Here is a 21,720-nt window from a genome sequence, read left to right as displayed (position 1 = left end):
GCGCGCCCCGCCCGCCGCTGACCGGGCGACGCCGCAGGGCGGTCGACCGCCGCGGCGCCGGGCGCTCAGATTTTTCCGTCGAGGCCCATCTGGTAGTACTTGTGCGTGATCTTGTCCTGGTTCTCGAGGAGCCAGTCGATCGAGGGCTCGTTGGTCATGGCCTTGCGGATGGCCTCGGTCATGCCCCGGCGCTGGATGTCGAACAGCGCCTTGTGGTCGACGTGCTGAGCCTCGATGACGCCGGGGCTGAGCCAGACCGAGCAGATGATGCCGAGGTCGTTGGCCTTGTGCTTGGGGATGTAGCCGGCGCGCACGGCGTCCAGCACGCCGTTGGCGATGGCGAACTGGACGGTGCCCATCAGGATCGAGGTGTACTTGCTCTCGGTGACGCTGACCTTGGACACGCACAGGGTGACCGGGCGGACCATGATGTCGGTGTTGAGCAGGGCGAAGACGCGGCTGTGGCCGACGACCTGATCGCCGGTCAGCGTGGCCAGGGCGGTGCCGACCGGCCCGTCGAGCTCGCCGATGATGACCTCGGGCTCGGAGGCGGTGTTGGGCGGCCCGCCCGCGACCAGGGCCTCGCCGGCCCGCAGGATGATGCGCTCGTTCATGCTGTCCCTCGTGGCGGTCGGGCGATCCGGCTCTGCCCGACGGCGCGGCTCCTAACACCGGCCCGCCGCGCCTGTCGACGCGGGCGGGCGCACGCCACCGGCTGCGGCTCCGCGGCGCGGGAGGAGGGGGCGGCCGGAGGGGGGCGGCCGTCGCGGCCGCCCGCCCGGTCAGTCGCGCACGATGACCTTGGTGCCGACGCGGACCCGGTCGTAGAGGTCGGTCACGTCCTTGTTGGTCATGCGGATGCAGCCAGACGAGACCGCCGCGCCCATCGTCTCGGGCTCGTTCGAGCCGTGGATGCGGTAGAGCGACGAGCCGAGATAGAGGGCGCGGGCGCCCAGCGGGTTGTCCTGGCCGCCGGCCATGTACCGCGGCAGGTCGGGGCGGCGGGCCAGCATCTGCTGCGGCGGGCGCCAGTCCGGCCACTCCTTCTTCATGGTGACGGTCTTGGTGCCGGACCACGAGAAGCCCTGCCGCCCGACGCCCACGCCGTAGCGGACCGCCGCGCCGCCGCCGAGCACGTAGTAGAGCCGGCGCTGGCGGGTCGAGACCACGATGGTGCCGGGCTTCTCCTTGCCGGTCCACGCCACCGTCTCGCGCGGGATCGCCTGGCTGCGGAAGATGTTGAGGAAGTCCGCGATCGGACCCCTGTCCAGCGGATTGGCGGCCGCCGCCGGGGCGCTCCCGAGCAGCAGGCCCGCGAGCCCGAGTAGCGCGATCCGTCTCGCCATGGTCTTCCGTCCTCCGTTCGTCGCGGCGCGGTTCTTCGCGGATCTCGGCGAGTCTTCGCAGATCTCGGCCAAGCCCGCGCGGAACCCCTGCGCGCATGGGGCGAGCCGGCCCGGACTTCACGGCAAGGTTGAGGCCGGGCCGCCGGTATGGCCACTTCCGGGCGCAGCTGTGTGCTGCGCGCAACACTGGGCGGGTGGCGCGACGCCGTGGGTGATTGCGCGCGGCGACAGCCGTGCTTATCTCAGACTCGTGATCCGATCCGCCGCTCTCCTGACCCGCCGCGCCGCGGGCCTGCCGGACCGCCTCGCCCGGGGCCTCGCCGCGCTGGCGCTGCTCGTGCTCGCGACGGCCGCGCTGGTGGCCGCGCCCGCGCGGGCCGAGGCCGCGCGCCCGGAGGGCCCGGCCTGCGCCATCGCGAGCCCGCGCCTGACGATCCTGTCCGGCACGCCGGACGCGCAGCCCGAGGCCAAGCGGTCCGAGGCGAAGCGTTCGGTCTTCGGCCGCACCGATCTCTGCGCCGCCGACAGCGAGATCCTCACCGAACTGGGGCTGCCGCGCCCGCCGGTCGACGCGCCGCGCCCCCGTCACACTGTCAACGCATCGTTCGACTACAGGTCCGACAGCGTACCGGCCTCCGCGCCGGACGGTTCGCCGCACCGGCCTCCACGCCGGGCCTGACGCGCGCGCCGGTCTCGCGGCCGGCATGATGGCGCGCCCGTCCTGATCTTCGTCCGACCGGCCTCGTGACCGGTCCCGGGATCTGACTCGACGATGCGCGGGCCCACGCTCCGCGCCAGCCTCAGCAGACGCATGCTTTCAGGAGCGTCGGTAATCGTGACCCGCACTTTGTCCGCCAGAATCCCGTCGTCGTTCCGCGCCTCGGCCCGCGCGACCGCCCTCCTGCCCGCGGCCCTGCTCCTGCTGGGTGTCGCCGCCTGCAACCCGAAGCAGGTCGCCGCGCCGACCCCGCCGGTGCCGGAGGTCGGGTTCGTCAAGGTCGAGCCCCAGGCGATCCCCTACCTGCGCGACCTGCCGGGTCGCGTCGCGCCGATGCGCATCGCCGAGGTCCGCTCCCGGGTCTCCGGGCTCGTGGTCAAGCGGCTCTTCGAGCAGGGCAGCCAGGTCAAGGAGGGCGACATCCTCTACAAGATCGACCCGGCACCCTACGAGGTCGAGCTCGCCAGCGCCGAGGCGGCCCTCGCCCGCCAGGAGGCCGCCCTGGTGCTCGCCCGCCAGCAGGCCGACCGGCTCGAGCAGCTGCTCTCCCGCGCCACCGCGAGCCAGGCGCAGTACGACGCCGCCTTCGCGGCCAAGAAGCAGGCGGAGGCCGAGGTGGCCGGCGCCAAGGCGACCCGCGACCGCGCGCAGCTCAACCTCGGCTGGACCGACGTGCGCGCGCCGATCACCGGCCGCATCGGCCGGGCGCTGCTCACCGAGGGCACGCTGATCGAGCCGGGCTCCACGGGGGCGCTCGCCACGATCCAGCAGCTCGACCCGATCTACGTCGACATCACCCAGTCGGTCGGCGAGCTGAACCGCCTGCGCCGGGACCTCGCGAGCGGCGAGCTGGCGCGGCTGGAGGACAACACCGCCAACGTCCACCTGATCATGGATGACGGCTCCCTCTACCCGCTGGCGGGCCGGCTGCTGTTCTCGGACGTCACCGCCGACCCGAGCACCGGCCAGGTGACGCTGCGGGTGCAGTTCCCGAACCCGCACGACGAGCTGTTCCCCGGCATGTACGTGCGGGCGCGGATCAAGCAGGGCATCGATTCCGACGCGATCGCGGTGCCGCAGCAGGCGATCCAGCGCACCGACGACGGCCGCGCCGAGGTCTGGATCGTGCGCGCCGACGAGACCGTGATGCGCCAGCCCGTCGAGGTCGGGCCGGTGGTCGGGCAGAACTGGCTGATCCGCTCGGGCCTCAAGGCCGGCGAGCGCGTCATCATCGACGGCTTCCAGAAGATCACCGTCGGCGCCAAGGTGAAGCCCCTCGACCAGACCCCGGTCCACGGCGAGACCGGACCGAAGCACGACACCGACGAGGCACCCGACGTGCCGGGCGACAAGGCGGAGGTCACCCCGCGGGCCGCCGCCGTCCAGCAGCGCCACTGAGTCCGGGAGAGCCCGATCATGGCACGCTTCTTCATCGACCGCCCGGTCTTCGCCTGGGTGGTGGCGCTGTTCATCTGCCTCGGCGGCGCGCTCGCCATCCCGAACCTGCCGGTGGCGCAGTACCCGGTGATCGCCCCGCCCTCCATCGCCCTGTCCACGGCCTATCCGGGCGCCTCCGTGGAGAGCCTCTACATCGGCACCACCCGGCTCATCGAGGATGAGCTGAACGGCGCCGCCAACATCATGAGCTTCGAGTCGACCACCGACTCGTTCGGCTCGGTCAACATCACCGCCACCTTCCAGCCCAGCACCGACCCGTCGCTCGCCTCGGTCGAGGTGCAGAACCGGCTGAAGCGCGTGGAGGCGCGTCTCCCGGCCGAGGTGCGCCAGCAGGGCATCCTCGTGGAGGAGGCCTCGGCCGCGACCCTCAACATCATCACCCTGGTCTCCAAGGACGGGTCGATGGACGAGGTCGGCCTCGGCGACTTCCTGATCCGCAACGTCATCAACGAGATCCGCCGCATCCCCGGCGTCGGCCGCGCGACGCTCTACTCGACGGAGCGGTCGCTGCGCGTCTGGGTGGATCCCGACAAGCTGCGCGGCCTCTCGCTCAGCGCCTCGGACGTCACCGACGCGATCCGCAACCAGAACGTCCAGGTCGCCTCAGGCTCGGTCGGCGCGCAGCCCAGCCCGACCCGGCAGGCGCTCACCGTGCCGATCATCGTGAAGGGCCAGCTCGGCACGATCGAGGAGTTCGGCGCCATCGTGCTGCGGGCCAATCCCGACGGCTCGAACGTGCGCCTGCGCGACGTCGCCCGGATCGAGCTCGGCGGCGACGCCTACCAGTTCTCCACGCGCCTCAACGGCGGCCCCGCCGCCGGCATCTCGGTGACGCTCGCCCCCGACGGCAACGCGCTCGAGACCGCCAAGGCGATCCGCGCCAAGATGGTCGAGCTGTCCCAGTTCTTCCCGCCGGACCTGAAGTGGGACATCCCCTACGACATCACCCCGGCGGTGGAGGCCTCCATCGAGAAGGTGCTGCACACGCTGGTCGAGGCGGTGGTGCTGGTCTTCCTCGTGATGTTCCTGTTCCTGCAGAACATCCGCTACACCCTGATCCCCACCATCGTGGTGCCGATCGCCCTCATGGGCACGGTCACGGTGATGTGGATCTCGGGCTTCTCGGTGAACGTGCTCACCATGTTCGGCATGGTGCTGGCCATCGGCATCCTGGTCGACGACGCCATCGTGGTGGTGGAGAACGTCGAGCGGATCATGAACGAGGAGGGGCTGCCCCCCAAGGAGGCCACCAAGAAGGCCATGGGGCAGATCACCGGCGCGATCATCGGCATCACCCTGGTGCTGATCGCCGTGTTCATCCCGATGGCGTTCTTCCCCGGCTCGGTGGGCATCATCTACCGGCAGTTCTCGATCGCGATGGTGACCTCCATCGCCTTCTCGGCGCTGCTCGCCCTGTCGCTGACGCCGGCGCTCTGCGCGACCTTCCTGAAGCCGATCGAGAAGGGCCACGGCCACGCCAAGGGCGGCGTGTTCGGGATGTTCAACCGTTTCGTCGATCGCGAGACCGCCCGCTACGGCCGCGGCACCGCGGCGTTCATCCGGAAGTCCGGCCGGGTGATGCTGGTCTACGTCGCGCTGGTGGCGGGCACGGCCTACGCCTTCGTCAACCTGCCGGAGGGCTTCCTGCCGGTGGAGGACCAGGGCTTCTTCACGGTCGACATCCAGACGCCCCCGGGCGCCTCCTACAACCGCACCCAGGAGGCGGTGCGCAAGGTCGAGGAGCACCTGCTGGCGCAGCCCGGCGTCGCCACCGTGACGATGCTCAACGGCTTCTCGTTCTCGGGGCAGGCCCCGAGCACCAGCCAGGCCTTCGTCACCCTCAAGCCGTGGAGCCAGCGCGACGCCAAGAACTCGGCCGCCGCGCTCGTGGCCGGCACCAACGCGGCGCTCGCCACGTACCGCGACGCCACGGTGGACGCGCAGGAGCCGCCGCCGGTCGACAACCTCGGCAACGCGGCGGGCTTCTCGTTCCGCCTGCAGGACCGGGCCAACCGCGGCTACGCGGCCCTGCTGTCGGCCCAGGAACAGCTCCTGAAGCTGGCCTCGCAGAGCCCGGTTCTCCAGAAGGTGAAGATCGAGGGCCTGCCGCCGACCCCGCAGGCGGAGCTGGTGATCGACCGCGAGAAGGCGGCCGCGCTCGGCGTGAAGTTCGAGGACATCAACAACACGATCCAGCTCAACCTCGGCTCGGTCTACCCGAACGACTTCCCCAACCGGGGCAAGATGCAGCGGGTCTACGTGCAGGCCGAGCAGCTCCAGCGCATGAACGCGTCGGACATCCTCAACTACGCGGTGAAGAACGCCACCAACACGATGGTGCCGATGTCGTCCTTCGCGGAGCTGAAATGGAGCATGGGGCCGAGCCAGATCGTCGGCTTCAACGGCTACCAGTCGGTGCGCTTCACCGGCGAGCCGAACCCCGGCTACACGTCGGGCGACGCCATCGCCGAGATGGAGCGGCTGATGCTGCAGCTGCCGAAGGGCTTCGGCTACGCCTGGACGGGTCAGTCCTACCAGGAGAAGCAGGCGGGCAGCCAGGCGAGCCTGCTGCTCGCCCTGTCGGTGCTGATCGTGTTCCTGTGCCTCGCCGCGCTCTACGAGAGCTGGGCGATCCCGGTCTCGGTGATGCTGGTGATCCCGCTCGGCGTCATCGGCGCGGTGGCGGCCGTGTACCTGCGCGGCATGCCCAACGACGTGTACTTCAAGATCGGGCTGATCACGATCATCGGCCTCTCGGCCAAGAACGCGATCCTGATCGTGGAGTTCGCCAAGGACCTCTGGAAGCCCGGCACCTCCGTGGTGCGGGCCGCGGTCGAGGCGGCGACGCTCCGGTTCCGGCCGATCGTGATGACCTCGCTCGCCTTCATCTTCGGCGTGGTGCCGCTGGCCATCGCCACCGGCGCCGCCTCGAAGAGCCAGCAGGCGATCGGCACCGGCGTGATGGGCGGCATGATCACCGCGACCGTGTTGGCGGTGTTCTTCGTGCCGGTCTTCTTCGTCGTCGTCATGCGCCTGTTCCGGCGCAAGGCGGTGGCGGAGGGCGAGGCGGCGGAGGCCGAGGCGCGGCACGAGCCGGCGCGGGTGGCGGCCGAGTAGGCCGGCGCCGGCCGCGCGCTCCGTCATCGCGAGCGGAGCGACGTGACCCGGGGCAGCGCGCCGTCGCGCGGCGCCGCCCTGGATGGCTTCGCTGCGCTCGCCAAGACGGGGCGCGTCGAAGCCGCGATTCTGTAACGGGGATGAAGCGGGGAAAACGCGCTTCGGAACGCGCTTCGAAAGACACGAGATGTCGCGCCCCCGCGACAGGCTCGGCCCTCGTCTTGTATACAGATGGTCCGATGCTTGCTGACGCCGCGGTGGACACCGCCGGGGCAGCCGGCCGGTGGCGCATTCACGGTCTCGGAGATCCGCTTGTCCCGCTCAGCCCTGAAGACCCTCGCCCGCGGCGTGGCCGCGAGCACGGTCGCGACGTTCGCGCTCGCCGCGCTGCCCGCGCAGGCCGCCAACGTCTTCCGCTTCGCCTTCCAGGGTGACCTGAAATCCCTCGACCCGTACTCCCTCAAGGAGAGCTTCACGGAAGGGATGCAGCAGGCGGCCTACGAGTCCCTCGTCACCCTCGACAAGAACCTGAAATTCGCCCCCGGCCTCGCGGAATCCTGGGAGACGCCCGAGCCGACCCGCTGGCGCTTCCACCTGCGCAAGAACGTGAAGTTCCACGACGGCACGCCGTTCACCGCCGACGACGTGATCTTCTCCGCCCAGCGCGTCCGCGCCCCGGGCTCGAACTTCACCACCAACGTGCCCGCCGACGCCGAGTTCGTGAAGGTCGACGACTTCACCGTCGACATGGTGCTGAAGAAGCCGAACCCGATCGCCATCGCCCAGTTCCCGACCTGGGTGATCATGTCGAAGGCGTGGTCCGAGAAGAACGGCGTCGTGCAGCCGACGCCCCCCAGCGCCACCAGCCCGAGCTACGCCACGCTGCACGAGAACGGCACCGGCCCGTTCGTGATCACCGAGCACCAGCCCGGCGTGAAGACCGTCTTCAAGAAATTCGACGGCTACTGGGGCAAGGTCGAGTCGAACCTCGACGAGGCGGTGCTCACCACCATCGCCAACCCGGCGACCCGCGTCGCCGCGCTCCTCTCCGGCGAGGTCGACTGGATCGACCCGGTGCCGCTGCAGGACCAGCAGCGGGTCAACGCCAGCGGCACCGCCACCGTGATGGCGGGACCTGAGCTGCGCACGATCTTCCTCGGCATGGACCAGGACCGGGACGAGCTGAAGGATTCCAGCGTCAAGGGCAAGAACCCGTTCAAGGACATCAAGGTGCGCGAGGCCTTCTACCTCGCCATCGACGAGGACACGATCGCCAAGCGCGTCATGCGCGGGCAGGCGGTGCCCTCCGCGCTGATGATCGCTCCGGCCCTCTACGACCGCGGCGCCGAGTTCAAGCGCCCGGCCACCGACCTCAAGCAGGCCAAGGAGCTGATGGCCCAGGCCGGCTACCCGGACGGGTTCTCGCTGACCATGGATTGCCCGAACGACCGCTACGTCAACGACGAGGCGATCTGCCAGGCGGTGGTCTCGATGCTGGCTCGCATCAACGTCAAGGTGAACCTGAACGCCCAGCCGAAGGCCAAGTACTTCGCCAAGGTGCTGGCGCCGGCCTACGACACCTCGTTCTACCTGCTGGGCTGGACCCCGTCCTCGCTGGACAGCCACAACATCCTCTACGAGATCGTCGGCTGCCGGAAGCCCGGCGACAAGTCGGGCCGGGGCAGCTGGAACCTCGCGGGCTACTGCGACCCGAAGATCGACGCGATCGCCGACAAGGTCGAATCCGAGACCGACAAGACCAAGCGCGACGCCCTGATCAAGGAGGGGTTCGACGTCCTCAACGCCGACTGGGGCTACATCCCGCTGCACCAGCAGGCGCTGGCCTGGGGCGTCTCCAAGAAGGTCCACCTGACCCAGCGCGCCGACAACCTGCTGCTGCTCTACTGGGTGTCGAAGGACCCGCAGTAGGGGCCGGGGCGTGCTCGCCTTCCTGCTGCGCCGGGTGATCCAGGCGGCCGCGGTCCTCGCGGTCGTCGGGCTCATCGCCTTCGCGATGTTCCGGTTCGCGGGCGACCCCGTGAACCAGATCGTCGGGCCCGACACCACCGTGGCCGAGCGGGCCCAGATCCGGACGGATCTCGGCCTCGACGACCCGGTCCTGGTCCAGTTCGTCCGCTACGCCGGCAACGTGGTGCGGGGCCAGTTCGGCATCTCGTACCAGTTCCGGCAGCCGGTCTCGCAGCTGCTCGCCGAGCGCATGCCGGCGACGCTGGAGCTCGCCTTCTGCGCCACGATCTTCGCCCTCGTGGTAGGGATCCTGATGGGCGTGTACTGCGCGCTGCGCCGCGAGTCCTGGCTCGCCGGACTGTTCCAGGCGGTCTCGCTGATCGGGATCAGCCTGCCGACCTTCCTGATCGGCATCCTGCTGATCTACCTGTTCTCGGTGACGCTCGGCTGGCTGCCCTCCTACGGGCGCGGCGACACCGTGCGGCTCGGCTGGTGGACCACCGGCTTCCTGACCGCCTCCGGGCTCAAGGCGCTGATCCTGCCCTCGGTGACGCTCGGCCTGTTCCAGATGACGCTGATCATGCGGCTGGTCCGCGCCGAGATGCTGGAGGTGCTGCGCACCGACTACGTCCGCTTCGCCCGGGCGCGGGGGCTCACCACCCGGGCCGTCCACCTGCGGCACGCGCTGAAGAACACGCTGGTGCCGGTGATCACCATCGCGGGGCTGCAGCTCGGCTCGGTCATCGCCTTCTCGATCATCACCGAGACGGTGTTCCAGTGGCCCGGCATGGGCCTGCTCTTCGTCCAGGCCGTGCAGAACGTCGATATCCCGATCATGTCCGCGTACCTGCTGCTCGTCGCCCTGATCTTCGTGACCATCAACCTCGTGGTCGACATCCTCTACACGGTGGTGGACCCGCGCCTGCGGCTGCCCGCCGGGCGGACGGCGTGAGGTCGGACATGACGGACTCCTCCGCCTGGCCACCCCGTCATCGCGAGCGCAGCGAAGCGACCCAGGGTAGCGCGCGTCCGGTCGGCGTGGCGCTGCTGGATTGCTTCGCTCCGCTCGCGAGGACGGTGGCTGCCTCCCTGAGCTTCCCAATCGGACACGGCGTGAGGGGCGGCCGATGAGCGGATACGACCTCGACGCGGGCGACGCCCCGCCGGTCCCGCTGCCGGAGGCGAAGCCCTCGCGGCTCGCGCGCTGGCGCGACTCCGACCTGCTGGCGAACTTCCTGCGCTCGAAGGTGGCGGTGGCGGCGCTGGTCGCCACGCTGCTGATGGTCGGCCTCGCCTTCGCGTCGCCCTGGATCGCCCCGCAGAACCCCTACGATCCGGCCCAGCTCGACCTGATCAACTCCAACCTGCCGCCGATCTGGCAGGCGGACGGTCAGGCGCCGTTCTACCTCGGCACCGACGACCAAGGCCGGGACGTGCTCTCGGCGGTTCTGTACGGCCTGCGCCTGTCGCTGATCGTCGGCGTGCTCGGGGTGCTGACCTCCGGCATCCTCGGCATCGCCCTCGGCCTGATCGCCGGCTACGCGGGCGGCTTCCTCGACACGCTGATCATGCGGGTCGCCGACGTGCAGCTCACCTTCCCGGCGATCCTGATCGCCCTGGTGGTGGACGGCGTCGCCAAGGCGAGCTTCGGCAGCGCCCTCGACGTCGGGCCCTTGATCGGGCTGATCGTGGTCTCGATCGGCCTGTCCTTCTGGGTGCAGTACGCCCGGACCGTGCGCTCCTCCGTGATGGTCGAGAAGGGCAAGGACTACGTCCAGGCGGCGCGGCTGATCGGCCTGTCGCCGCCGGTGATCATGGCCCGCCACGTCCTGCCGAACGTCACCGGCCCGGTCTTCGTGATCGCGACGATCAACCTCGCGCTGGCGATCATCACCGAGGCGACCCTGTCGTTCCTCGGCACCGGCCTGCCGGAGACCATGCCGTCGCTCGGCACGCTGATCCGCACCGGCAACCGGTTCCTGTTCTCCGGCGAGTGGTGGATCGTCGCCTTCCCGGGGCTGGCGCTCGCCGGGCTCGTCATCGCCATCAACCTCCTGGGGGATTGGCTGCGCGACGCGCTCAATCCGAAGCTGCAATGATCGGGCATCGTCATCGCGAGCGCAGCGAAGCGACCCAGGGCAGCGCGACATTGGTGACCATGGCGCCGCTGGATTGCTTCGCTCCGCTCGCAAGGACGGGAGTGGCCGTGCGACGGCCGGACGCCGGAACGGCCAAGGCATGACCGACACCATCCTCTCCGTGCGCGACCTGACGGTCGCCTTCGACACCCGCCGCGGGCCGCTCACCGCCATCGACCGGGTCTCGTTCGACATCGGCCGCGGCGAGATCCTGGGCGTGGTCGGCGAGTCCGGGGCCGGCAAGTCGGTGACCGGCTCGGCGGTGATCGGGCTGATCGACCGCCCCGGCCGGATCGCCGGCGGCGAGATCCGCCTGCGGGGCGAGCGCATCGACAACCTCTCCCCCGAGGCGATGCGGCGCGTGCGCGGCAAGCGCATCGGCATGATCTTCCAGGATCCGCTGACCTCCCTCGACCCGCTGTTCCGCGTCGGCGACCAGATCGTCGAGACCCTGCGCACCCACACCGACCTGTCCGCCAAGGCGGCCCGGACCCGCGCCATCGACCTGCTGGCCGAGGTCGGCATCCCGGCGCCGGAGCGGCGCATCGACGGCTACCCGCACGAGTTCTCCGGCGGCATGCGTCAGCGGGTGGTGATCGCGCTCGCGCTCGCAGCCGAGCCGGAGCTGATCATCGCGGACGAGCCGACCACGGCGCTCGACGTCTCGGTCCAGGCCCAGATCATCACGCTGCTGAAGCGCCTGTGCCGCGAGCACGGCACCGCGGTGATGCTGGTCACCCACGACATGGGCGTCATCGCCGAGGCCGCCGACCGGGTGGCGGTGATGTATGCCGGGCGGGTGGCCGAGATCGGCCCGGTCGCCTCGGTGATCGCCAAGCCCCACCACCCCTACGCGGTCGGCCTGATGGGGGCGATCCCGACCCTCTCGCAGGAGGCCGACCGGCTGAGCCAGATCCCGGGCTCGATGCCGCGGCTCACCGCCATCCCGAAGGGCTGCGCCTTCAACCCGCGCTGCCCGAAGGTCTTCGCGCGCTGCCGGGTCGAGCGGCCCGAGCCGATCCCGGTCGACGCGAGCCGGGTGGCCTGTCACCTGTACGATGCAGCGGAGCGCGCAGCGTGAGCGCCTACGTCGAAGTCACCGACCTGCGCCGCCAGTTCGACGTCTCGAAGCCCTGGCTCAACCGGGTGATCGAGCGCGAGCCGCGGAAATTCCTCACGGCGGTCGACCGCGTCGGCTTCGAGATCCGGAAGGGCGAGACCTTCGCGATCGTCGGCGAATCCGGCTCCGGCAAGTCGACGGTGGCCCGGATGGTGGTCGGCCTGCTGCCGCCGAGCGCCGGCGAGGTGCGGATCACCGGCGTCTCGATGACCGACCCGCGCCAGGCCGCGGCGCGGCGGCGCCTGCGCGCCCGGATCCAGATGATCTTCCAGGACCCCTACGCGTCCATGAACCCGCGCTGGCGGGTGGGGAAGATCATCGCCGAGCCGATCCGGGCCTTCGACCTGATCCAGGGGGAGGGGGCGATCCGCGCCCGGGTCGGCGAGCTTCTCGGCCTCGTCGGCCTCCACGCGGATGATTCCAAAAAATACCCGCACGAATTCTCAGGCGGGCAGCGCCAGCGGGTGGCGATCGCGCGGGCGCTGGCGAGTCAGGCCGAGTTCCTGGTGGGCGACGAGCCGACCTCGGCGCTCGACGTCTCGGTGCAGGCGCAGATCCTCAACCTGATGCGCGACCTGCAGGACCGGCTGGGGCTGACCTACCTGTTCATCTCCCACAACCTCGCCGTGGTCCGCCACATGGCGACCCGCGTGGGCGTGATGTATCTCGGCCGCCTCGTGGAGGTCGCGTCCGCCAGGGACCTGTTCGCGACGCCGCGCCACCCCTACACGCGGATGCTCCTCGACGCGGTACCCGACCTCGCCCATGTCGGCCGCGCCCGGGTGCCGGTCTCCGGCGAGATCCCGAACCCGATCGACCCGCCGCCCGGCTGCACCTTTAACCCGCGCTGCCCGCTCGCCAACGACCGCTGCCGGACCGAGGTGCCGGCGCTCCTCGACGGCGTCGCCTGCCACGCCGTGCAGGAAGGGCGGGCCTGACAAGCGGACCCGGGGGGCGGCCCCGGCCGGCCGTTGCGCTCGGCCCGCGCAGGCGCTATGGGCCGTCCCCGATGGGGATGGAGTTCCCCGAAACCGCCCGTCAGGGCTGATGACTCCTACCGCGAAACCGGCGGTGGGAGTGCGTCTTGCAAGCACCCGCCGCGACGGCGGGTTTCTCATGCCCGCCCGACGTACTGGAGCGCGCATGTCCTTCACCACCTGCATCCTGGTCATGATCGGCGGTGCCCTCGGCACCCTGGCCCGCTACGTCGTCTCGGTGCTGGCGCTGCCCATCAGCCGCGACCTGCCCTGGGGCACGATCCTCATCAACGTGACGGGCTCGTTCATCATCGGCCTGTTCGGCACGCTGACCCTGGCGCACGGGCGCTTCCCGGTCTCCGAGAACGTCCGCCTGTTCGTGATGATCGGGCTGTGCGGCGGCTACACGACCTTCTCGTCGTTCAGCCTCCAGACCCTCGACCTCATGCGGAACGGCGCGGTGGTCCGGGCCATGGTCAACGTGTTCGCCTCGGTGGTGCTCTGCGTCCTCGCGGTCGCGCTGGGCCACGTCGTGGCGGCCCACTGGAACGGCGGCGCCGTGCAGATCGCCCAGGTCAGCATCGAGGAGGACGGCTGACCGGGCGGCGGCCGCGCGCATCGGCGCGGCCCGGCCCTCACGCGTCGCGCCACTGGGCGAAGGTCGCGGCCTGCCCCACCGTCGCGCCGTCGCGGTCGAGCTGCCAGACCACCGCCTCGTCGATCCAGAAGCGCCGGCCGTCCTTGGCGATCCGCAGGCCGCGATAGCCGCGGCTGAAGCCGTCCCGGGTGACCGCGTCGAGGAGCCGCTGCCGCTCGGCCCGCTCGGGGGCCTCGGCCGAGAGCCGCGAGGGCAGGCCGACGAGCTCGTCCCACGCGTAGCCGAAGCAGGCCTGCGCGGTCCGGTTGGCGTAGACGAAGCGCGGATCCGCGCCCCCGTCATGGGCGAGCACCGCGAACGGGGCCGCCGCGTAGAGCCAGTCCGCGTCCGCATCCGCCGGCACCAGAGGCTCGCCGAGGCGCCGCGCGTAGCTGCCGGTGAGCAGGGCGAAGAAGTCCGGGTCGTGCGAGAGGTCCGTCATGATCCGCTACAGGACTGGGTCGGCGTCGATGCGCATGCGCAGGATCGCGTAGGGCGGCTGCTGCAGGTCCCGGCCGCGGTTGAATTCCGGCCGCCGGTTGACCTGGGCCGCCGAGATATAGAGCCACCGGTCCGGGGTGATCCAGAACGTGTCGGCCCAGACCAGCCGGTCGTCGGCGGCCAGCACCTCGACGGTGCCGTCCGGCAGGCGCCGGCCGACCGCGTTGTGCTCCTGCAGGCTGAGATAGACCCGGTCCTGGGAATCGGTGGTCAGTCCCCCGGTCATGCCCTTCTCGCCGAGATCCGTGACGGCGGCGGCCACGGCCGCGTCCGCGACGCCCGGATCGCGCAGGGCCGCGGTCTCGACCGCGTAGAGCCGCCGGCTCATCAGCGGCGCGTAGTAGAGGCGGCGGCCGTCCGGGCTGATCGCGATGCCGTTGGCGCCGCCCTTCGGGCTCTTCTCGGGCGCGTCGCCCTTCCGCTCCATCACGGGGCGGCGCTCCACGAACTTGACCAGGCCCTCCTCGGACCGCGTGCTGACGTGGTCCGCGAGGCGCCGCACCACCCGCCCGCTGTCGAGGTCGACCGCCAGGATCGCGCCCGCGCCGGACTGGCCCTGGTCGGTGACGTAGGCCAGAGCCCGCCCGTCGCGCACGTCGACCCGCAGGTCGTTCAGGGAGGAATCCGGGCCGATGCCCGCGTCGAGGGGGATCGTCCGGCGGACGCTGTTCCGGCCGATATCGATCGCCAGGATCTTCGCGCCGCCCGGCACCGGCCGCCCCTTGCCCGCGGGCAGGCCGGCATCGAGGATCCAGAGGGTGTCGTCGCGGTCGAAGACGCCGTTGGGGACGTGGAACAGCGACGCCTGCGGCGCCCCCGAATCCGGGCGGTTGGTCGCCGCGTCCGGGTAGGGCTTCACCGACCCGTCGGGCAGCACCTCGCCGAGGGTGATCGGCTCCGCGCCGGTGAAGCGCGGCATCATCACGAAGATCCGGCCGCCCCGGGCGATGGCGAGCCCCGTGGGGGTCGAGGGCGCGTCCGCCGCGATGGCGAGCTCCAGCGTCCCCACGGGCCGGCTCGTCGGGGGCGACGGCGTCGCGGCGCGCGCCGCGGGGGCGGCGAGGGCCAGGAGACCGGTTCCGAGCAGGCGGCGGCGGTCGAGGCGCATGGGGATCCTGTCGCGGAGCTTGTCGGGGCGAGGGTCTTGGCGCGCCGCTCAACCTGTGGGGATGCCGGCCCAACGCGCGGGCCCGGCGCGCGATCCCGCGATGCGGTAGCGCGGCGGCCTCGCGGCGTAATTCCGGGACCGGTCCCCGGGCCCGGTGATCGGGAGCCGCCTCGGGGCGGTCCACAGGTGCCGGGGCGCGACGCTGGCTCCGGCCCACGCCGTCACGCTAAGCACGGTCGTGCCGGGCGTTCGATTCGGCGCCGCCCGGGCCGCGGCCCGGCTGGCAGATGTGGAGAGGTGGGACACGCATGGATCCCGAAGGATCCGAACCGGCGCCGGAGACCGCGGCCCGGCCCGCCGCCGGGCCGCTGCGGGTCCTCGCCCTGGCGGTGCAGAAGGGCGGGACGGGCAAGACCACCCTGGCGGCCTCCCTGGCGGTCGCCGCCGCGGAAGCGGGCGAGCAGGTGACCGCCCTCGATCTCGACCCGCAGAGCTCGCTGGCCGGCTGGGGGGCCCTGCGCAAGGCCGACGGCAGGAGCGACCGCGCGCGCGACGCCGTCGCGGTCGACCGGGTCCAGCCCTGGGAGATGGGCCAGCTCTCGGAGATCCTCGGCATCCTCGCCGAGCAGGGCACGACCCTCGCCGTCCTCGACACCGCCGGCAGCGCGTCCGGCCTCGCCCCGGCCCTGAAGGACGCCGATTTCGTCCTGATGCCGGTCCGCCCCTCCCGGCTCGACATCGTGGCCGCCCGGCCGACGCTCCAGGCGCTGGTCGGCCTCGGCCTGCGGGAGCGGCTGGCCCTGGTGCTGAACCAGTGCCCGCCGCCGCCCTCGCCGCGCACCAGCGCCTACGCGGCGCAGCTGCGCGCCCTGGGCGTCCTGGCCGAGCCCGGGATCATCCACCGGGTCGACCACCAGGACGCCCTGGCGACCGGGCTCGGCGTCACGGAATTCGCCCCCGGCAGCCAGGCCGCCGAGGAGGTTCGGGCGCTCTGGGCCTGGGTCGACGGGAAGATGCGGGCGGCGCCCGCCCGCTGAGATCGGCCTTCCGCCGGGATCAGCCCTGGCCGAGGGCCGCGAGGATCCGCGCCCAGGAGCGCGTGCCCTTGTGGAAGCTCGTCAGGTCGTACTTCTCGTTCGGCGAGTGGATCCGGTCGTCGTCGAGGCCGAAGCCGATCAGCAGGGTGTCGCGCCCCAGGATCCGCTTGAAGTCGCCGACGATCGGGATCGAGCCGCCCGCGCCCACGGTCACCGCCGGCACGCCCCACTCGTCCTGCAGCGCCGCCTTGGCGGCCCCCAGCTGCGGCATGTCGAAGGGCAGGCTGATCGCCCGCGAGCCCTTGTAGGTGATGACCTCGACCTGGCAGTCGGCCGGCACCCGCGCGCGCACGAAGGCCTCGAAGCTCTCGGCGAGCCGCTTCGGGTCCTGGTCGTCCACGAGGCGGAACGAGACCTTGGCGGAGGCGGTGGAGGCGATCACCGTCTTGGTGCCCTCGCCCGTATAGCCGCCGATGATGCCGTTGGCGTCGCAGGAGGGGCGGGACTGCACCAGCTCGATCGGCATCCGCCCGCGCTCGCCCGCGGGCTCCTTGAGACCGATCGGCCCGAGCAGCGTCTCCGGCGTCAGGCCGAGGCCGCGCCACTGCTCCAGCACCTCCGGCGGGCGCTCGTGCACGCCCTCGTAGAAGCCCGGGATCGTCACCCGCCCGTCGGCGTCGTGCAGGTCGGCGATGATCTTCGACAGAACGTGGATCGGGTTGCGCGCCGCGCCGCCGAAGAAGCCGGAATGCAGGTCGCGGTCGGCGCAGGTGACCTTCACCTCGAAATAGGCGAGCCCGCGCAGCGACGACGTGATGGCCGGGGTCTTCCGGTCCCACATGCCGGTGTCGCAGACCAGCACCACGTCGCAGCCGAGTCTCTCGCGATTGGCCGCGACCCATTCGGGCAGGCCTTGTGATCCACTCTCCTCGGCGCCCTCGATCAGGATCGTGACGCCGCAAGGCAACTCGCCGTGCATGGCGATATAGGCCCGGCATGCCTCCACGAAGGTCATCACCTGACCCTTGTCGTCGGAGGCGCCGCGCCCGACGATCGTCTTGCCGCCCTGGCCGTCGTCAGCGATGTGCGGCTCGAAGGGCGGCGTCTTCCACAGGTCGAGGGGATCGACCGGCTGCACGTCGTAATGGCCGTAGAACAGGACGTGCGGCGCGCCCGGCTTCGGCCGGTGGGCCAGGACCACCGGGTGGAGCGAGGTCTCCTCCACCGAGGTCTCGAAGCCCAGCGCGGTCAGGTCCTGGGCGAGCCAGGCGGCGGCCTCGCGGCAATGCCCGGCATAGGCGGGATCGGTGGAGATCGACGGGATCCGCAGGAAGGCGAACAGCCGCTCCAGGGCGTTCTCCAGGTCCGTGTCGATGTCGTTGAGGATCGCGTCGAGCGCGGCCATCGGTGGCTCCGGGGTGCGGCGTGGACTCTGCGGGAAGGAGGGTTAGCCGAGGCGGGGTGGGGCCGGCAATGTCGGACGGTGCGGCGGCCGATATGCGCGCCGCAGGCGCGCCACCCTCGCTCACGGGTTGAGACGGCGCGCTCCGGAACAGGCGCAGATTGGAATGGTTATCGACCGGAAGCCCAGGCCGCGGCCCGCGCGTCGCTGCCGGTCGCTGCCCCGGACCGATCCGCTCCCGCCCGGCCCCGGCCGGCCCAGACCGTGGACGACATCATGCGCCTCGAGACCCAGCCGCCGGTGTCGGCGGACACGCCGATCGGCATCACGCTGACGATCAACGGGCAGCGGCGCGAACTGCAGGTCGCGCCGTGGACCACGCTCCTCGACCTCCTGCGCGAGCGGCTCGACCTCACCGGCACCAAGAAGGGCTGCGACCACGGCCAGTGCGGGGCCTGCACGGTGCTGGTGAACGGCACCCGGGTGAATTCCTGCCTGACGCTGGCGGTGATGAAGGACGGCGCCGAGATCACCACGGTCGAGGGGCTGGCCGCCCTCGGCGACCGGGCGGGCAGCAACGCCCTCCACCCGATCCAGGAGGCGTTCATCGAGCACGACGCCTTCCAGTGCGGCTACTGCACGCCGGGCCAGCTCTGCTCGTCGGTCGGCCTGATGAACGAGGGCCACGCCCACACCCGGGACGAGATCCGCGAGGCGATGAGCGGCAACATCTGCCGCTGCGGCGCCTACACCAACATCGTCGACGCCATCGAGGACGTCATGCAGGGAGGCGCCCGATGAACCGCTTCGACTACGTCCGTGCCGGCACGGTGGCGGAGGCGGTGCAGGCCTTCGGGGCCGGGGCCCGCTTCATCGCCGGCGGCACCAACCTGATCGACCTGATGAAGTACGAGGTCGAGAAGCCGGGCCGGCTGATCGACATCACCCGCCTGCCCCTCGACCGGATCGAGGACAGCGGGGACGGCCTGCGGATCGGGGCGCTCGTGACCAACGCCAAGGCGGCCTACGACGATCGGGTCGCGGCCCGGTACCCGCTCCTGCGCAACGCCATCCTGGCCGGCGCCTCGGCGCAGCTGCGCAACGCCGCCTCCACGGGCGGCAACCTGCTCCAGCGGACCCGCTGCTACTATTTCTACGACGTGGCCACGCCCTGCAACAAGCGCGCGCCCGGCTCCGGCTGCCCGGCGATCGGCGGGATGAACCGCATTCACGCGATCTTCGGGACGAGCGCGCACTGCATCGCCACGCACCCCTCCGACATGTGCATCGCGCTGGCCGCCCTGGAGGCCACCGTGCGGGTGAGCGGGCCGCAGGGCGACCGGTCGATCCCGTTCTCCGAGTTCCACCGCCTGCCGGGGGACTCGCCCGAGCGGGACACGAACCTCGCCCCCGGCGAGATCATCGTGTCGGTCGACCTGCCGGAGAGCCGCTTCCCGCAGCACTACACCTACCTGAAGCTGCGCGACCGCCTGTCCTACGCCTTCGCGCTGGTCTCGGTGGCGGCGGCCCTGGAACTCGACGGCGACCGGGTGAAGACCGCGCGGCTGGCGCTCGGCGGCGTCGCCCACAAGCCCTGGCGCAACCGCGAGGCCGAGGCCCTGCTGGAGGGCCGGCCCGCGACCCGCGAGAGCTTCCAGGCGGCGGCCGACCTGATCGTCGCGGAGGCCAAGCCCCAGTCGGAGAACGGCTTCAAGATCGATCTCGCCCGGCGCGCCATCGTGCGCGGCCTCGAGCAGGCCGCCGCCGGCACGCCCCAGTCGCTCAGCGACAAGCGCATCCAGTAGGGCCCGCCATGACCCAGACCTTCAGCTCCACCGGCCGCGACACCTTCGTCGGCAGCCCGCGCAGCCGCATCGACGGGCCCGCCAAGGTCACCGGGCTCGCCAAGTACGCGGGCGAGTTCGCCGCGCCCGACCTCGCCTACGGCGTTGTCGTGTCGAGCTCGATCGCCAAGGGCCGGATCACCGCCATCGACTCCGCCGAGGCCGAGGCGGTACCGGGCGTGCTCAAGGTGCTCACCCACGAGAACCGGCCGCGCACCGCGTGGCGGGACAAGAACTTCCAGGACCAGGTGGCGCCCCCCGGCTCGCCGTTCCGCGCCCTCTACGACGACCTGATCGTGTTCAACGGCCAGCCGGTCGCCCTGGTGGTGGCGGAGGATTTCGAGACGGCGCGCTACGCCGCGTCCCTCGTCCGCGTGAGCTACGCGATGGAGGAGCCCGGGACCGACCTGGAGGCCCTGCGCGGCACCGCCTACGACCCGCCCTACAAGCGCACGGGCATCAAGCCGCCGCCGGAGCCCTGGGGCGACGCCGACAAGGCGTTCGGCAGCGCGCCGGTCCGCGTCCAGGGTGCCTACAGCCTCGCCGACGAGCACCACAACCCGATGGAGCCGCACGCCTCCACGGTGGTGGTCGAGCAGGACGGCACCTACACGGTCTACGACAAGATCCAGGGCGTCTCGAACAGCCACCAGTATCTCACCAACGTCTTCGGCCTGAAGCCCGATCAGGTCCGGGTGCTCAACCCCTATCTCGGCGGCGGCTTCGGCTCGGGCCTGCGCCCGCAGTACCAGCTGTTCCTGGCGATGCTGGCCGCCCAGGAGCTGAAGCGCTCCGTGCGCGTGACCCTGACCCGCGACCAGCTGTGGAGCTTCACCTACCGGTCGGAGGCGCTGCAGACGATCGCGCTCGGCGCCGAGCCGGACGGGAGGCTGACGGCCCTGCGCCACGACGCCGTCCAGGGCACCTCGCAGTACGAGGATTACCAGGAGGTCGTCGTCAACTGGTCGGGCGTCCTCTATCGCTGCGACAACGTCGCCCTCGGCTACCGGCTGGTGAAGCTCGACACGCCGACCCCCGGCGACATGCGCGCGCCCGGCGCGGTGACCGGCGTCTTCGCCATCGAGACCGCGATGGACGAGCTCGCCTACGCGACCGGGCTCGACCCGATCGAGCTGCGGCTGAGGAACTACGCCGAGTCCGACGCCACCGCCGAGGGCAAGCCGTTCGGCTCGAAGGAGCTGAAGAGCTGCTTCCGGCAGGGCGCCGAGCGGTTCGGCTGGACGAGGCGCAGCCCTGAGCCCCGCTCCATGCGCGAGGGCCGGGAACTGGTCGGCTGGGGCGTGGCCACCGGCATCTGGGAATCGATGATGATGCAGTCGAGCGCCATCGCGACCCTGACGCCGGACGGCCGCCTGACGGTCGGCAACTCCACCGGCGACATCGGCACCGGCACCTACACGATCCTGACGCAGATCGCGGCCGACACGCTGGGCCTGCCGATGGACGCGGTCACCACCAAGCTCGGCGACACCCGCCTGCCGGAGGCCCCGGTCGCCGGCGGCTCGTGGACGGCCGCCTCCTCGGGCACCGCCGTGATGAAGGCCTGCCGCAACGTCGGCGCGCGGGTGTTCAAGCTCGCCCGCGCCATGGAGAACTCGCCGCTGGCCAACGTCGACTTCGACCGCGCCGTGTTCGCGGACGGCCGCATCGCGGTCGCGGGCGATCCGGGCCGCAGCGTGTCGCTCGTCGAGGTGCTGCAGGCGGCGGGCGTCGACAAGGTCGAGGCGATCGAGGAGGCCGGGCCCGACAAGGACTTCAATCAGAAGTACGAGGCCTACACCCACTCGGCGATCTTCGCCGAGGTGAAGGTCGACGAGGAGCTGGGTCAGGTCCGGGTCACCCGCATCGTCTCGGCGATCGCGGCCGGCAAGGTGCTGAACCCGAAGACGGCGCGCAGCCAGATCCTCGGCGGCGTGGTGATGGGGATCGGCTCGGCGCTCGAGGAGGAGTCGATGCTCGACCACCGCATCGGCCGGTTCATGAACCACAACCTCGGCGAGTACCATGTGCCGGTCCACGCCGACATCTACGACATCGACGTGATCTTCGTGGAGGAGGAGGACAAGGCGAACCCGCTGGGCGTGAAGGGGCTCGGCGAGATCGGCATCGTCGGCACCGCGGCCGCCATCGCCAACGCGGTCTTCCACGCCACCGGCAGGCGGGTGCGCGACCTGCCGATCACCGTCGACAAGCTCCTGTGAACAGCGGATGTTTCACGGGAAACATTGACGGTTCGGCAAGGAGTCGTGCGGGTCACGCTGGGCCGCGCCGTCAGCGCGCGCGCAGCGAAGCGACCCAGGACGGCGCGACATCGTCGAGCGTGGCGCT

Annotated in this window: 18 protein-coding genes and 1 riboswitch; of the genes, 13 read left to right on the top strand and 5 right to left on the bottom strand. The window is 71.2% G+C overall.

Annotated elements, in window-relative coordinates; all coding sequences use genetic code 11:
* Nucleotides 1-65 precede the first annotated feature (65 nt).
* Together ACLBYG_RS15540 and ACLBYG_RS15535 are read right to left on the bottom strand one after the other, a co-directional pair.
* Nucleotides 66-614, bottom strand: a complete 549-nt coding sequence (locus ACLBYG_RS15540) for a formaldehyde-activating enzyme (protein WP_012321386.1) — start codon at nt 612-614, stop codon at nt 66-68.
* A gap of 168 nt (nt 615-782) precedes the next feature.
* Nucleotides 783-1,346: a L,D-transpeptidase gene (locus ACLBYG_RS15535; RefSeq protein WP_020091347.1), complete on the bottom strand. Its 564-nt coding sequence runs from the start codon at nt 1,344-1,346 to the stop codon at nt 783-785.
* Nucleotides 1,347-1,596: 250 nt separating this feature from the next.
* Between ACLBYG_RS15535 and ACLBYG_RS15530 the strand changes: the two genes are divergently transcribed.
* From ACLBYG_RS15530 to crcB, 9 genes are all read left to right on the top strand, one after another.
* The gene (locus ACLBYG_RS15530; protein ID WP_020091346.1) at nt 1,597-2,025 is read left to right on the top strand and encodes a hypothetical protein; all 429 of its coding nucleotides are present in this window, start codon (nt 1,597-1,599) and stop codon (nt 2,023-2,025) included.
* A gap of 156 nt (nt 2,026-2,181) precedes the next feature.
* On the top strand, nt 2,182-3,462 hold the full coding sequence (locus ACLBYG_RS15525; protein ID WP_103985950.1) for an efflux RND transporter periplasmic adaptor subunit: 1,281 nt from the start codon (nt 2,182-2,184) through the stop codon (nt 3,460-3,462).
* 18 nt (nt 3,463-3,480) lie between these two features.
* Complete coding sequence (locus ACLBYG_RS15520) at nt 3,481-6,639, top strand: multidrug efflux RND transporter permease subunit (protein ID WP_447682019.1); 3,159 nt, start codon at nt 3,481-3,483, stop codon at nt 6,637-6,639.
* A gap of 312 nt (nt 6,640-6,951) precedes the next feature.
* Nucleotides 6,952-8,568: an ABC transporter substrate-binding protein gene (locus ACLBYG_RS15515; protein WP_447682018.1), complete on the top strand. Its 1,617-nt coding sequence runs from the start codon at nt 6,952-6,954 to the stop codon at nt 8,566-8,568.
* A gap of 10 nt (nt 8,569-8,578) precedes the next feature.
* The gene (locus tag ACLBYG_RS15510; protein ID WP_020091342.1) at nt 8,579-9,559 is read left to right on the top strand and encodes an ABC transporter permease; all 981 of its coding nucleotides are present in this window, start codon (nt 8,579-8,581) and stop codon (nt 9,557-9,559) included.
* 175 nt (nt 9,560-9,734) lie between these two features.
* Entirely contained in the window at nt 9,735-10,706 is a 972-nt protein-coding gene (locus ACLBYG_RS15505; RefSeq protein WP_447682017.1) for an ABC transporter permease, read from the top strand.
* A gap of 139 nt (nt 10,707-10,845) precedes the next feature.
* The gene (locus tag ACLBYG_RS15500; protein WP_056524459.1) at nt 10,846-11,826 is read left to right on the top strand and encodes an ABC transporter ATP-binding protein; all 981 of its coding nucleotides are present in this window, start codon (nt 10,846-10,848) and stop codon (nt 11,824-11,826) included.
* Complete coding sequence (locus ACLBYG_RS15495; protein ID WP_447682016.1) at nt 11,823-12,803, top strand: ABC transporter ATP-binding protein; 981 nt, start codon at nt 11,823-11,825, stop codon at nt 12,801-12,803. Before ACLBYG_RS15500 ends, ACLBYG_RS15495 begins: the two co-directional genes overlap by 4 nt.
* 64 nt (nt 12,804-12,867) lie before the next feature.
* Nucleotides 12,868-12,929, top strand: a riboswitch (Fluoride riboswitch).
* A 79-nt stretch (nt 12,930-13,008) separates the two neighbouring features.
* Complete coding sequence (gene crcB / locus ACLBYG_RS15490; protein WP_020091338.1) at nt 13,009-13,440, top strand: fluoride efflux transporter CrcB; 432 nt, start codon at nt 13,009-13,011, stop codon at nt 13,438-13,440.
* A 37-nt stretch (nt 13,441-13,477) separates the two neighbouring features.
* Here the strand turns inward: crcB and ACLBYG_RS15485 are convergent, their stop codons facing one another.
* Both ACLBYG_RS15485 and ACLBYG_RS15480 read right to left on the bottom strand, forming a co-directional pair.
* A complete protein-coding gene (locus tag ACLBYG_RS15485; RefSeq protein WP_020091337.1) occupies nt 13,478-13,921 on the bottom strand; it encodes an MEKHLA domain-containing protein in 444 nt (147 codons plus the stop codon).
* A 6-nt stretch (nt 13,922-13,927) separates the two neighbouring features.
* Entirely contained in the window at nt 13,928-15,088 is a 1,161-nt protein-coding gene (locus ACLBYG_RS15480) for an SMP-30/gluconolactonase/LRE family protein (RefSeq protein ID WP_447682015.1), read from the bottom strand.
* A 308-nt stretch (nt 15,089-15,396) separates the two neighbouring features.
* Between ACLBYG_RS15480 and ACLBYG_RS15475 the strand changes: the two genes are divergently transcribed.
* Nucleotides 15,397-16,125, top strand: a complete 729-nt coding sequence (locus tag ACLBYG_RS15475) for a nucleotide-binding protein (protein ID WP_447682014.1) — start codon at nt 15,397-15,399, stop codon at nt 16,123-16,125.
* A 19-nt stretch (nt 16,126-16,144) separates the two neighbouring features.
* Here the strand turns inward: ACLBYG_RS15475 and ACLBYG_RS15470 are convergent, their stop codons facing one another.
* The gene (locus ACLBYG_RS15470) at nt 16,145-17,530 is read right to left on the bottom strand and encodes a M20/M25/M40 family metallo-hydrolase (protein WP_042672005.1); all 1,386 of its coding nucleotides are present in this window, start codon (nt 17,528-17,530) and stop codon (nt 16,145-16,147) included.
* Between the two features lie 273 nt (nt 17,531-17,803).
* On the opposite strand from ACLBYG_RS15470, the gene ACLBYG_RS15465 reads away from it, so the two are divergent.
* The 3 genes from ACLBYG_RS15465 to ACLBYG_RS15455 are packed head-to-tail and all read left to right on the top strand — an operon-like array spanning nt 17,804 to nt 21,593.
* Nucleotides 17,804-18,328: a (2Fe-2S)-binding protein gene (locus tag ACLBYG_RS15465; protein WP_026604649.1), complete on the top strand. Its 525-nt coding sequence runs from the start codon at nt 17,804-17,806 to the stop codon at nt 18,326-18,328.
* Nucleotides 18,325-19,332: an FAD binding domain-containing protein gene (locus ACLBYG_RS15460; protein WP_091927861.1), complete on the top strand. Its 1,008-nt coding sequence runs from the start codon at nt 18,325-18,327 to the stop codon at nt 19,330-19,332. The genes ACLBYG_RS15465 and ACLBYG_RS15460 overlap by 4 nt, the downstream gene beginning before the upstream one ends.
* 8 nt (nt 19,333-19,340) lie before the next feature.
* Nucleotides 19,341-21,593 carry a xanthine dehydrogenase family protein molybdopterin-binding subunit gene (locus ACLBYG_RS15455; RefSeq protein WP_447682013.1) on the top strand — a complete coding sequence of 751 codons (2,253 nt, stop codon included), beginning with the start codon at nt 19,341-19,343 and terminating at the stop codon, nt 21,591-21,593.
* Nucleotides 21,594-21,720 lie beyond the last annotated feature (127 nt).

Source organism: Methylobacterium sp. D53M (assembly GCF_053345625.1).
This window is presented reverse-complemented; position numbering and strand designations above follow the sequence as displayed.